The following is a 12,744-nucleotide window of genomic DNA, read 5'->3' on the forward strand; positions in this document are numbered from 1 at the left end:
CACCATAATTAAATGCTATTCACTAAAAAATATATCTGGCAGTAAGAGTAACTAATATATAATTCTTGGGTTAACCCGGAAGTGTGTCAGCAGTCTGCACTTTAAGCTCAAACCAATTTTCCAACAGAAAATAACTTTACTAATCGAGACTAATCATAAAACAAGATGAAAATAGGCATCCCAAAAGAAATTCACGTCGATGAGTGTCGGGTTGCCTGTACGCCAGAAGAAACCCAAAAAATAATTAAACTCGGCTATGACGTTCTAGTCGAAAAAGATGCTGGATTAGCTTCGGGGCACCTGAATAGAGAGTACCAAGCCGCCGGATCTTCAATCGTTGATGATACACCTGAACTATGGAAACAGGCAGATTTAATTTGCAAAGTCCGCCCACCGGAACAACATCAACTGCTTGGCATTCATGAAGCCGACTGGCTTACCTCAAACAAGACTTTAATCAGCTTTATTTGGCCGGGCCAAAATACGGTTTTGATGCGACAACTTGAACAGTCAAAGGCAACCGTCCTGGCCATGGATTCGGTTCCAAGAATATCCAGAGCGCAGAAAATGGATGCCTTGTCTTCGATGTCACATATTTCGGGCTACCGCGCGGTAATCGAAGCGGGGCAGCACTTCGGCCGATTCTTCACCGGCCAAATCACCGCGGCCGGGAAGATTCCCCCGGCGAAAGTTATGGTGATTGGCGCTGGCGTAGCGGGTTTGGCCGCGATCGGTACGGCGGTGAATCTCGGCGCGATAGTGCGCGCATTTGATACTCGCCTGGAAGTCAAAGAGCAAATTGAAAGCATGAATGCTGAATTTCTTGAACTCGACTTCAAGGAAGAAGGCGCTGGCAAAGGCGGTTACGGCAAGGTAATGAGCGATGAATTCATTGCAGCCGAAATGGCGCTGTTTGCAGAGCAGGCACGGGAAGTTGACATCATTATTACTACCGCATTGATCCCCGGTAAACCTGCCCCGAAATTAATAACAAAGGGTATGGTGGACTCCATGAAGCAAGGAAGTGTGATCGTCGATCTCGCCGCGGAGCAGGGAGGAAACTGTGAGTGCACTGAACCGGGGGGTGTGGTCAAACAAAATGGAGTCAGCATTATTGGCTACACCGATTTGCTCAGTCGAATGGCGACACAGTCGAGCCAATTGTATGCCGCAAATATCCGGCACTTACTCAGCGATCTAACGCCTGAAAAAAACGGTGTCGTGAATATCAATATGGACGACGACGTTATCAGAGGAACAACGGTCGTGCATAACGGAGAGATTACCTGGCCGCCTCCAGCTCCAGTGCTGAGCGTCGCAACCGGTCGCGCAAGCGATCATATGGGCGATAAAAAAGCGCCTGCCATTGCGGAAACACCCTCAGCAAGAAACCGGGCTTTTAAGACGTTGGTCGGCGTTGCAATGGGGGCATTGGCAATTCTTGGCGTTGGTGCGGTGGCTCCCCAAGCATTTATGAATCACTTTACTGTTTTTGTTTTGGCATGTTTTGTAGGATGGCAGGTAGTCTGGAATGTTACCTCGGCATTACATACGCCTTTGATGAGTGTGACCAATGCGATAAGCGGCATCATTGTTATTGGCGCGCTTTTGCAAATCGGCTCTTCATCGCCGATTGGATCGATGTTGGCAATGGCAGCGGTAGTCATTGCCTCTATAAATATTGCCGGGGGGTTTTTGGTCACTCAACGCATGTTAAACATGTTTAAAAAATAATCAGGCGCGATAATGAGCATCGGCATGGCCAGTGGCATTACCCTTGGAGCATACATCGTTGCCAGTATTTTCTTTATCCTTAGTCTGGGGGGATTAAGCAGTCAGGAAAGCTCGCAACGTGGCAATCTTTATGGCATGGCCGGAATGGGTCTGGCAATCGCCGCGACGTTATGGGGCAATGTGGCACAGAGTTACGGGGTAATCGCCGCAGCAATGGCGGCAGGCGCAGTCATTGGGGGAATTTTGGCTGCGCGAGTACAAATGACATCGATGCCGGAACTGGTCGCGATTTTGCACAGTTTCGTTGGGCTGGCAGCGGTGCTTGTTGGGTTTTCAACTTACTTGGATACCAATGTTCACTACACCGGTGTTGCCAAAACTATCCATGATATCGAAATTTATTTAGGGGTGCTGATTGGCGCAGTAACATTCACAGGCTCGGTCATTGCGTTCGGAAAGTTAAAAGGAATAATTGGCAGCAAATCGTTAATGTTGCCCGCTCGACATTGGATTAACTTACTCATTCTGGTCGCCTGTATCTATTTGGGGTTTGAATTTGTTCGCGCCGATGAAATCGATGCCGGACTAAGCCGGTTACTGATTATGACCCTGCTCGCATGTCTATTTGGCATACACATGGTCATGGCCATTGGTGGTGCGGACATGCCGGTAGTGATATCGATGTTAAACAGTTACTCAGGTTGGGCTGCTGCCGCAACAGGATTTATGCTTTCCAATGATTTGCTAATTGTCACTGGCGCACTGGTCGGCTCAAGCGGCGCCATACTCAGTTACATCATGTGCCGGGCCATGAATCGAGATTTCTTGAGCGTCATCATCGGCGGGTTTGGCGCTACCCGCTCCAGCGGCAGCGGTGCACAGGAAGTTCAGGGCGAAGTGGTTGCGATCAATGCCCATGAGACTGGTGAATTATTGAGCAACATCGACTCACTGGTAATCGTTCCGGGATACGGCATGGCGGTTGCTCATGCCCAACATGTAGTTTCCGAATTAACAAAGAAACTGGAGGGACGCGGAGTCAAGGTAAGCTTCGCCATTCATCCGGTGGCGGGCCGAATGCCGGGGCATATGAATGTATTGCTTGCAGAAGCCAAAATCCCCTATGACATCGTCTTTGAAATGGATCAAATCAACAAACAACTGGCCGATACAAATGTTGTCTTGGTAATCGGAGCAAACGACATTGTCAATCCCTCAGCCATAGAATCACCGGATAGCCCTATCGCGGGAATGCCGATTATAGAAGTTTGGAATGCACATCACGTTGTCGTCTTAAAACGCAGTATGGCCAGCGGATATGCCGGGGTTGAAAATCCATTATTCTATAAAGAAAATACCAGAATGTTATTTGGAGATGCTAAGGAAAGCATCGAACAAGTGCTTGGGGCGCTTTAAAGTTTTGGGTAGCGCTGCAAAATCCGAAATCATGGAGGCGGCTTCTGTGGTTGATTTTCTGTGATTGATCTGCTGTGAGTGATCTGGATTTCGTCGAAGTTTAATTCAGTTATAATCCGCCCCTATTTTTATCAATTAGACAATGTCAAACATACTTAAGCTGGGGATTCCCAAAGGCAGCCTCGAAGATGCCACCAAAGCGCTGTTTGCTCAGGCTGGTTGGTCGATTAATACCCGATCACGCAATTATTTTCCATCCATCGATGATCCGGAAATTAATTGTTCCTTGGTGCGTTCCCAGGAAATGGGATACTACATTACCAATGGCGTGCTTGATGCCGGCTTGACCGGCCAGGATTGGCTGGTGGAAACCAACTCAGAGGTTGCGGTTGTGGCCGATCTCGTGTACTCCAAAGCATCTGATCAAAAATGCAGATGGGTGTTGGTGGTTAAAAACAACTCTGAGATCAAATCAGTGGAAGATCTGGAAGGTAAAAGGATTGCGACTGAATTGGTTAATTTCACCAAACAATATCTCGAACACCGAAACATCAGCGCCATCGTAGAATTTTCCTGGGGTGCGACTGAAGCGAAAGTAGTGGAAGGTCTTGCCGATGCGGCGGTCGAAATTACCGAGACCGGCAGCACGATAAAAGCCCATGGCCTGCGTATCGTCTGCGACTTACTGGAAACCCATACTGTTTTCGTGGCAAACAAAACGGCGTTACAGGATTCATGGAAAAAGCAAAAAATTGAACAAATCGCCTTGCTGTTGAAAAGCGCCTTAATGGGCAGAGAAAAGGTTCTGTTAAAAATGAACGTCCCCAACAGCCGTATCGATGAATTGGTTAAGCAACTTCCGAGTTTACATGCCCCCACCATTAATCAGCTTTATGGCGATGATTGGCTGGCGGTTGAAACTGTTGTGAGCAAGAAGGAAGTCAGAAAAATTATACCGACTTTAAAAGCGGCGGGCGCGGAAGGAATCCTTGAATTCGAATTACGTAAAATGGTGCTTTAATAATCCGGGCACAACACTGACAGCATTATCTCCAGCGCTACTTAATACTACAAACCACAAAAATCAGACGTAAAAACGCAGAATGTGACCAACAACTTGTGCGTCTGATTAACTATGACACCAAACCTGAGATAAGGGCCTGAGACGAGGACCTTGGGACCGGACATGAAAACATGCCCAGCGAATTATCTCCAGAATGAACTAACCTGGATTAACTAACCTGGATTTTTCAGGTACTCTTTATCAGAAGCTTCGATAGGTCCAACCGCCCATGCGCCGCGTGTTCTGGCATGGTTGATTGCCGCATCTGTTTCACTTTGCGTCGCGTCTCTCGGTATTGCTAATACTTGTCCGGGATAGATTAGGTCAGCGTCAATAACCTGGTCAAGGTTCGCTTTGTAAATCAGCGGCCACTTTTCAGGCACATTGTAAACCTCTTCTATACCCGCAATAGACCAAAGGCTGTTGCCTGCCACCACCGTCCAACGGGTAAGTTCGTCAGCTACCATCTCTGCAGGTTCAACAACCACTGTTTCTTGTGCAACTGCTGGGGCCGCGGGGGCAGCAACTGCTGTTGGTTTGCTTTTTGCGCTTATACAGCCGGTTACCATGATTGCAGCAACTAAAATCGTGGTTAGTTTAAGCACTGAATTTATTTTCTCATAGATGTTTTGCATACCAGATTTTCTCTAGTTTCATTAATGTATATGTGATGCTCTGAAAAGCATTGTCAGTCATACATGCTTCTCCCCAACATCCCTTCAAGGAGAGTTTAACGCCCAACGCCCGCTCTTTACAAGCGATATATGCAGATAATTTTTGTTTAATCACTACCCTAAAAAATCTCAAATGAATAAATCGCCACTTATTCGATACCGCCCATGCATAAATATTTCATTTCAAGATATTCTTCAATACCGCAGGAGGAACCTTCCCTTCCCAGCCCGGATTGTTTGATCCCGCCAAACGGAGCCACTTCCGTGGATATCAAACCGGTATTAATGCCCACCATACCGTATTCCAATTCTTCAGCTACTCGCCATACCCGAGCAAGATCATTACTATAAAAATAAGACGCTAATCCAAATTCAGTATCATTTGCCATTTTAATAACTTCATCTTCCTCGGCAAACCTGAAAAGCGGCGCTAGAGGACCAAAAGTTTCCTCCTTGGCCACTTTCATTTTGGCGGTTACGTTGATCAATAAAGTTGGCTGGAAATAAGTCCCGCCAAGTTCATGACGCTTGCCCCCTACTGTAATTTCCGCGCCCTGGCTTACCGCATCCGCAATATGTTGTTCAACTTTCTCCACCGCATTCATATCAATCAATGGTCCCTGAACAACACCTTCATCGATGCCCGAGCCCACTTTCATTTTCTCAACCTCTCTGGAAAGTTTTCTGGCAAACTCATCGTAAACGCCATCCTGGACATAAATACGATTACTACAGACACAGGTTTGCCCGGCGTTTCTGTATTTTGAAATAATCGCGCCTTGTACCGCAGCCTCCAAATCCGCATCATCGAAAACAATAAACGGGGCATTTCCGCCAAGTTCCAAAGCCACCTTGATGATCGAATCTGAACATTGTTTCATCAATAGCCGGCCAATTTCTGTGGAGCCGGTAAAACTCAAATGGCGTACCGCAGGATTCGAAGTCATCTCTCCGCCAATGGCGTCGGCGGCGCCGGTTAATACACTAAACAGTCCGGGCGGCAGCCCAGCGCGCTGCGCCAGCTCACACAATGCAAAAGCGGACAGCGGCGTTTGGGTAGCCGGTTTCACCACCACAGCGCAACCCGCGGCCAGAGCCGGCCCCACTTTTCGGGTAATCATTGCAGACGGAAAATTCCACGGTGTAATAGCAACGCAAACACCGATCGGTTGCTTGATGACGATAAGTCGTTTATCCGCTTGGTGTTGAGGTATCGTGCCACCGCTGATTCGACGCCCTTCGTCGGCAAACCACTCCAAAAATGAAGCGGAATAACCGATCTCGCCGCGAGATTCCGCCAATGGCTTGCCCTGTTCCATGGTCATTAGCATTGCAAGGTCGTCCTGGTTTTCCATCATCAAGTCACACCAGCGCCGCAAAATAACCGAGCGCTCCTTAGCCAGCGTTTTCCTCCAACTAACCTGTGCGATCTTTGCATGTTCAATCGCCTCTCGTGTTTCATCAGCCCCCATTTTTGGCGCCTTGGCAACAACTGACCCATCGGCAGGATTGGTTACATCTATTTGTTCTCCGCTATTCGCATCGCGCCATCGGCCATTGATATAACATTGCTGGCGGAATAATTTTGAATCATTAAGTTTTATGGTTGCCATGCTCTGATCTCAAGATAATATATAGCCTGTCGATAAGCGGATTAGTCCATAAAAGGATGTCGAACAATGATGGTATCGTCTCTTTCCGGGCCGGTGGAGATAATATCAATGGGAACCTCTAAAAGCGATGATAATCGATTAAGGTAGGCTTTGGCATTAACGGGCATTTGTTGATAATCTTTAATGCCTTTGGTGGGTTTCTGCCAGCCCGGCAATGCTTCGTATATCGGCTCGCATTGTTCCATTGCATCGGCCCCATATGGTGGTAAATCAACCACTTCACCGTGGTAACGATAACCGATGCATATTTTTACAACCTCAAGACCATCCATCACATCGAGTTTGGTTATGCACAACGAAGTCAGCCCGCATACTTGCCGAGCCCTGCGTAATGTCACAATATCCAACCAACCACACCGTCTCGGACGACCCGTTGTTGCACCGAACTCATACCCCTTTTCACTCAGGTGTTTGCCTGTGTCATCAAACAATTCTGTAGGAAAAGGGCCCGAGCCAACCCGCGTTGTATAGGCTTTAACAATGCCCAGAACAACATCAATATCAAGCGGGCCGATTCCAGTGCCCACGGCGGCGGCGGCGGCGGTAGTGTTAGAAGACGTTACATAAGGATAGGTGCCATGATCGATGTCAAGAAGCATACCCTGAGCGCCTTCGAACAATATCGATTTTCCCTGCGCTCGCAGTTCACACAACCGCGTAGCAACATCACCCAGCATAGGTTGGATTTGCTCCGCTTGCGCCAGGGATTGGTCTAATGTTTGTTGATAATCGACGGTATCCGCACTAAAAAAATTCGCCAGCGCATGATTATGATATTCCATCACCTGTTGCAATTTACTGGCGAATTTGTCGGGTTGGCGTAAATCAGCAAGCCGCAATCCCCTTCGGGCAATTTTATCTTCATAGCAAGGGCCAATACCTCGGCCAGTGGTGCCGATGGCTTTTTTACCTTTTGCTTTTTCCCACGCCGAATCCAGGGCGCTATGATAAGGCATGATAATCGGACACCCATAACTGAGCGTCAACCGATCCCGAATATCCACTCGTTTATCTTCAAGTTCTTTTAGCTCTTTAAATAAGTGAGCTAAATTCACCACCACACCATTGCCAATAAAACATTCAACACCAGTACGCATGGCGCCCGATGGAATCAGGTGCAATACTGTTTTCTGACCGTTGATTACCAGTGTGTGCCCAGCGTTATGTCCTCCCTGAAATCGGGCTACGGCATCTGCGCGCCGGGTTAAAAGATCGACGATCTTGCCCTTGCCCTCATCACCCCATTGAGTGCCGAGTAATACAACATTTCTGGCGACGTTTCTGGCCATAACCTTAGAAAATTATTCTGAGGTAAAAGATGTTTTTAGCGCACGAAATACAACAAAACTATTCCCGCAACCATGCTCCCCAATCCAATATTTCTGAGCGCGGATTCCGGCACCGTTATCAAGTTTTGCATAATACGTTTAAATGCGGCCGGGCTGAAAAATGGGGTGAGCCCTTCCAGAATCAAATACAAGGCAAACGCAGCCAGCAGGTCTTCCCAGTTCAAAGCCCTGCATTAAATTTTAAATGCAAATTTTTTAAGCAGACCCTTGAATCGAACGGCGAATAATCAAACAAAAACTAGTTGGTTGCAGCCGCTTCCGAACTTTTAAAATATTTGAAAAACGCTGAGCTGGGATCTACTATTATCAAATCCTGTTTGCTGTCAAAGCTGTCTCGGTATGCATTAAGACTTCGGTACAGATTATAAAACTCATGATCTTTTCCAAATGTGGCTGCGTAAGCTGCAGTTGCATTAGCATCGCCTTCGCCACGGATAATTTGAGCGTCTCGGTCGGCATTGGCCAGCAAAATTTCCCGTTGACGATCAGCGTCTGCTCGAATTTTTTCCGCCACCTCTTCGCCTTGAGCGCGCAACTCTTTTGCAACCCGCTGCCGCTCTGCGGCCATACGTTGATATACCCTTTCGCTAATGGCTGGATCCAGATCCACTCTTTTTAAACGCACATCTATAATTTCTATTCCCAGAGTTGCCGCTTCTTCATTCATAACCTTTTGCACCACTTCCATAATTTGCTTTCTATCCCCGGATATCACTTCTTGAACGGTACGCCTGCCGAACTCCTGACGCAGGCTGTCATTTACGCGTTGTGACAAGCGCGAGCGCGCATTTTCTTTTCGGCCTTTCAATCGGGTGTAGTATTGGTGCACATCCCTGATTTTCCATTTCACAAAAGAATCGACAACCAGATTTTTCTTTTCACGAGTTAAATACAACTCCGGGTCAGCATCCATAGTTTGCACCCGGGAATCGAAGTACTGGACATTGTTAATAAATGGAATTTTCCAGTGCAGTCCAGGTTCGACATCGGATTGCACAATTTCACCAAATTTAAATACGATGGCCTTTTCCCGTTCATCGACAAAGTATGCCGAGGAAAAAACGATTGCCCCAACAATCGCGACAAGTACAAGAATGAGTGTTGATTTAGTGTTCATGATTACTGCCTCACTGTGCGATCAACACTTCGGTCTGTCGATCTTAATGAACGATTAGTTACCTGATTACCCGCCGAGCGATTGCTGCGGCCCTGATTTGACAGCCCGCTTTCTTCTGGCAATTGATTCCGGTTTTTTAACAATTGATCCAGCGGCAGATACATGACATTGTTGCCACCGCTCTGCTGATCGATAATCATTTTACTGGAATGACTAAATACCTGTTCCATGGTTTCCAGGTAAAGACGATCTCTGGTGATACTCGGCGCCTTGCGATATTCGCTCAACACCTGATCAAAACGTGCAGTTTCACCTTCTGCTTTGGCTATGATTGAAGCATTATAGGCATTTGCTTCCTGGAGGATTCGTGCCGAGAAACCCCGCGCCTTGGGGATAATATCATTGGCATACGCTTCCGCAAGATTTTTCAACCGTTGCTCATCCTCCCGGGCCCTGACCACATCGTCAAATGCATCTTTAACCTGTTCCGGTGGCTGGGCATTTTGCATCTCAACGGTACGAACATTAATGCCGGTCTGATAACGATCAAGAATATCCTGTACCAGCACTTTGGTTTCCGATGCCAACTGCGCGCGTCCCTCGGTAATGGCAAAATCCATCGTATTGCGGCCGACGATTTCCCGCACCGCGCTTTCTGTTGCCTGTCGCACCACGCCGTCGGCAAGATCCCGAGAGTTGTATTCACTGACATTGAACAATAAATCCGTAGGATCTTTAATATCGTATTGCACGGCGAAATGAATATCGATAATGTTTTCATCCTGAGTAAGCATCAGCGCTTCACGAGGCACCGATTGAACCGATCTACTACCCTTGCGATAGCCCACTTCCACAGTGTTGACGTTTTGGGTATTTATTATTTCAACGGATTCAAAAGGGGTGGGGATATGCCAATGTAGTCCGGCATCATTGGTTTCGGTATATTTGCCGAAGCGCAACTCAATGGCCTGTTCACCTTGATCCACGGTATAAAAGCCGGTAAAAATCCAAAATCCCAAGCCTATAACCAGCAATAGTATAATCAGACCGTTTCCGCCGGACCTGCCGCCGCCAGAGAGGTTGTCATCATTGCCGTCGCCACCGCCTTTTCGGCGACCAAATAGATTATCGATACGCTCTTTTGCTTGCCGAAATATTTCGTCCAAGTCAGGCGGTCCTTGTTGGCGGCTATTTCCACGACGTTTACGCTGCCCCCAAGGGTCATCGTTGTTACCGTCCGTTCCAGGCTGATTTGATCCAGGTTGATTCCAAGGCATTGATTCGTTCCACAATATTTGAGATAAAAAACAGCTAATTTGGCGATTATATCATAATGGTTTAAAATTTAACGACCCATACTACGCTAAATCCAGATCGAGTTGCACCATTATGGCGCGCGCTTGGTCTTTGACTTCTGAAGTTAAACGCTGTAATACATTTCGAACTCAATCGGATGAGGCGCCATTCTAAGGCGATTCACCTCCTCCATTTTCAAATTGATGTAAGCGTCAATCGAATCATTACTAAATACGCCACCAGCAAGCAAGAACTCACGGTCACTATCAAGCGCTTCCAGGGCAATATCCAAACCGTGAGCCACGGTAGGAATATTTTTTTCCTGTTCCGGCGGAAGATCGTATAAGTCCTTATCGCCAGGCTCGCCAGGGTGGATTTTGTTCTGAATCCCATCCAGCCCAGCCATAAGCATTGCTGAAAATGCCAAATAAGGATTAGCCGTTGAATCGGGAAAACGAATTTCAATCCTCCGACCTTTTGGATTTGGGACATGCGGAATGCGGCAGGATGCAGAGCGGTTACGGGCCGAATAAGCCAATAATACCGGGGCTTCAAAACCCGGAACCAGCCGTTTGTAACTATTGGTGCTGGCATTGGCAAAAGCATTGATCGCCTTGGCGTGCTTGAAAATTCCGCCAATGTAATATAACGCCTCATCGCTTAAACCACCGTATTGATCCCCGGAAAAAATGTTATTGCCGCCTTTGGATATGGATTGATGAACGTGCATACCAGAGCCATTATCGCCGATCACAGGCTTAGGCATAAAGGTTGCAGTCAACCCGTGCTCATGAGCGACATTGTGAACCACATATTTGAAAATTTGCACTTCATCTGCTTTTGTGACCAGCGTATTAAATTTGCAGCCTATTTCTGCTTGTCCCGCTGTTCCCACTTCATGGTGATGAACTTCCACACCCAACCCCATTTGCGCCATAGTCAAACACATCTTGCTCCTGACATCGGCTTGGCTATCCACTGGCGCAACCGGGAAATACCCGCCTTTGACACCGGGCCTGTGACCGATGTTACCGTCTTCGTATTCTTTCGCGCTGTTCCATGCTGCTTCTGATGAATCGATGTCGTAAAACGCGCCGCTCATGTCGTTTGCCCAACGCACGGCGTCAAACAAAAAGAATTCGTTTTCCGGGCCAAAGTAAGCAGTATCACCAATTCCCGTTGAAGCCAAATAAGCCTCTGCCCGTTTGGCGATGGATCTGGGATCCCGCTCATAGCCTTGCATATCTGCGGGTTCAACAACATCACAGCGAAAATTTACGGTGGTATCCTGGGTAAATGGATCCACGACTGCGCTGGCCGGATCAGGCATCAGAATCATGTCTGAGTCGTTTATTTCTTTCCATCCGGACATTGACGAGCCATCAAACATTTTTCCGTCTTCAAATAATTCTTCATCCACCGCGCTAGTTGGAAAGGTGATGTGTTGCTCCTTGCCTATGGTATCGGTAAATCGCAAATCGACAAAATTTGCTTCACTTTCTTTTATTAATTTCAATGCGTCTGCTACAGACATACAAATAACCTCGGTTCGAATACCAGGAATCCCCTGGCAATTTAACTATTAGGAAACTCTGAATTAATCAGCGTTTCATTTCGAGACAAGATCGCCTCAACTTCAAGCTCAACTTCAAGTTATCAACAGCAAAGATCATGCCAGCTTTAATATTATCGAATATTACACTATCCCAGAGCATCTTGTTACCATACATGCACTATATTTGTGCTTGGTAATTTTATATTGCGGATTTTACTGAGGTTTTATAAAAACACTTGGAGAAAACCAGAATTCGATTGTTCGCGGGCATAGCCACATCGTCAATTAGCGACAGTTTGTTTCGATTAGCCAGGGCGACAATGGCGCGATCATCCCGAATTCCCATCTGCGGGTCCTGACGGAGCAACCCACCATGAAATTTTTCGTTGCTTGGGCTGGTAAATTCCCCATTGCGGTTAAACGGCCCATATAAGATAAACAGTCCATTATCCATTAGCAGACACCCCACCCCTCTGAACATTTCCACAACCGCATCCCAGGACATTATATGTGCGGTATTGGCACTGAAAACACCATCAAACTTTACGCCAGAAAACCTTACTCCGTGCTCCTGTTTATTCACAATATTGGCTGGCCATTGCTCCTTTTGTCTCACATCAAGGGCTATAGGTTTGCCAATATTATCGAATGCAACATCGTCTATCCAAAGATTAATGCCCCGATGAAACGGGGCCTGGTCGCTGGTTTGCCAAAACAGCCCAGGCAAATTTTCAGCAAAGAATACAGCATGCTGACCCGTGCCGGAGCCGATTTCCAGGATGCCTGAGGCATTGGCAAAATAATTTTTTAATACCGCAAGAATAGGTTGTTTATTATTTTCGCAAGCCTGTGAAAATGGCTTCATAG

Annotated in this window: 11 protein-coding genes; 3 read left to right on the forward strand and 8 right to left on the reverse strand. The window is 47.0% G+C overall.

Translation table 11 applies throughout. The annotated features are described in order from the left end of the window. Positions 1–165 precede the first annotated feature (165 nt). The 3 genes from ACPXXB_RS10935 to hisG all read left to right on the forward strand — a co-directional run bounded on the left by ACPXXB_RS10935 (position 166) and on the right by hisG (position 4,171). Positions 166–1,734 (forward strand): Re/Si-specific NAD(P)(+) transhydrogenase subunit alpha, encoded by a 1,569-nt coding sequence (locus tag ACPXXB_RS10935; RefSeq protein WP_423907383.1) that lies wholly within the window; start codon positions 166–168, stop codon positions 1,732–1,734. A 24-nt stretch (positions 1,735–1,758) separates the two neighbouring features. Continuing rightward, positions 1,759–3,150 carry a Re/Si-specific NAD(P)(+) transhydrogenase subunit beta gene (gene pntB / locus ACPXXB_RS10940; protein WP_423911139.1) on the forward strand — a complete coding sequence of 464 codons (1,392 nt, stop codon included), beginning with the start codon at positions 1,759–1,761 and terminating at the stop codon, positions 3,148–3,150. Positions 3,151–3,292: 142 nt separating this feature from the next. Beyond that, positions 3,293–4,171: an ATP phosphoribosyltransferase gene (gene hisG, locus ACPXXB_RS10945; protein WP_423907385.1), complete on the forward strand. Its 879-nt coding sequence runs from the start codon at positions 3,293–3,295 to the stop codon at positions 4,169–4,171. A gap of 215 nt (positions 4,172–4,386) precedes the next feature. Here the strand turns inward: hisG and ACPXXB_RS10950 are convergent, their stop codons facing one another. The 8 genes from ACPXXB_RS10950 to ACPXXB_RS10985 all read right to left on the reverse strand — a co-directional run bounded on the left by ACPXXB_RS10950 (position 4,387) and on the right by ACPXXB_RS10985 (position 12,742). Further along, positions 4,387–4,848, reverse strand: a complete 462-nt coding sequence (locus ACPXXB_RS10950) for a LysM peptidoglycan-binding domain-containing protein (protein WP_423907387.1) — start codon at positions 4,846–4,848, stop codon at positions 4,387–4,389. A gap of 188 nt (positions 4,849–5,036) precedes the next feature. Continuing rightward, a complete protein-coding gene (gabD, locus tag ACPXXB_RS10955) occupies positions 5,037–6,491 on the reverse strand; it encodes an NADP-dependent succinate-semialdehyde dehydrogenase (protein ID WP_423911142.1) in 1,455 nt (484 codons plus the stop codon). Between the two features lie 50 nt (positions 6,492–6,541). Further along, entirely contained in the window at positions 6,542–7,849 is a 1,308-nt protein-coding gene (locus ACPXXB_RS10960) for an adenylosuccinate synthase (RefSeq protein WP_423907388.1), read from the reverse strand. Positions 7,850–7,884: 35 nt separating this feature from the next. Then, positions 7,885–8,073, reverse strand: coding sequence for a DUF2065 domain-containing protein (locus ACPXXB_RS10965; protein ID WP_423907390.1), 189 nt, complete (start codon positions 8,071–8,073; stop codon positions 7,885–7,887). 74 nt (positions 8,074–8,147) lie between these two features. After that, a complete protein-coding gene (hflC, locus tag ACPXXB_RS10970; RefSeq protein WP_423907391.1) occupies positions 8,148–9,026 on the reverse strand; it encodes a protease modulator HflC in 879 nt (292 codons plus the stop codon). A 2-nt stretch (positions 9,027–9,028) separates the two neighbouring features. Continuing rightward, a complete protein-coding gene (hflK, locus tag ACPXXB_RS10975; RefSeq protein ID WP_423907393.1) occupies positions 9,029–10,303 on the reverse strand; it encodes an FtsH protease activity modulator HflK in 1,275 nt (424 codons plus the stop codon). Between the two features lie 143 nt (positions 10,304–10,446). Next, on the reverse strand, positions 10,447–11,856 hold the full coding sequence (gene glnA / locus ACPXXB_RS10980; protein WP_423907395.1) for a glutamate--ammonia ligase: 1,410 nt from the start codon (positions 11,854–11,856) through the stop codon (positions 10,447–10,449). 220 nt (positions 11,857–12,076) lie between these two features. Continuing rightward, a complete protein-coding gene (locus ACPXXB_RS10985; protein ID WP_423907397.1) occupies positions 12,077–12,742 on the reverse strand; it encodes a DUF938 domain-containing protein in 666 nt (221 codons plus the stop codon). Positions 12,743–12,744: the final 2 nt, after the last annotated feature.

Source organism: Candidatus Spongiihabitans sp. (assembly GCF_965237845.1).
Lineage (GTDB): Bacteria > Pseudomonadota > Gammaproteobacteria > Arenicellales > Poriferihabitantaceae > Spongiihabitans.

Coding starts and splice junctions, on each gene's coding strand:
- ACPXXB_RS10935 (WP_423907383.1), top strand. CDS start 166: ATGAAAATAGGCATCCCAAAAGAAATTCACGTCGATGAGTGTCGGGTT.
- ACPXXB_RS10950 (WP_423907387.1), bottom strand. CDS start 4,848: ATGCAAAACATCTATGAGAAAATAAATTCAGTGCTTAAACTAACCACG.
- hflC (WP_423907391.1), bottom strand. CDS start 9,026: ATGAACACTAAATCAACACTCATTCTTGTACTTGTCGCGATTGTTGGG.
- ACPXXB_RS10985 (WP_423907397.1), bottom strand. CDS start 12,742: ATGAAGCCATTTTCACAGGCTTGCGAAAATAATAAACAACCTATTCTT.
- hflK (WP_423907393.1), bottom strand. CDS start 10,303: ATGCCTTGGAATCAACCTGGATCAAATCAGCCTGGAACGGACGGTAAC.
- pntB (WP_423911139.1), top strand. CDS start 1,759: ATGGCCAGTGGCATTACCCTTGGAGCATACATCGTTGCCAGTATTTTC.
- ACPXXB_RS10960 (WP_423907388.1), bottom strand. CDS start 7,849: ATGGCCAGAAACGTCGCCAGAAATGTTGTATTACTCGGCACTCAATGG.
- glnA (WP_423907395.1), bottom strand. CDS start 11,856: ATGTCTGTAGCAGACGCATTGAAATTAATAAAAGAAAGTGAAGCAAAT.
- hisG (WP_423907385.1), top strand. CDS start 3,293: ATGTCAAACATACTTAAGCTGGGGATTCCCAAAGGCAGCCTCGAAGAT.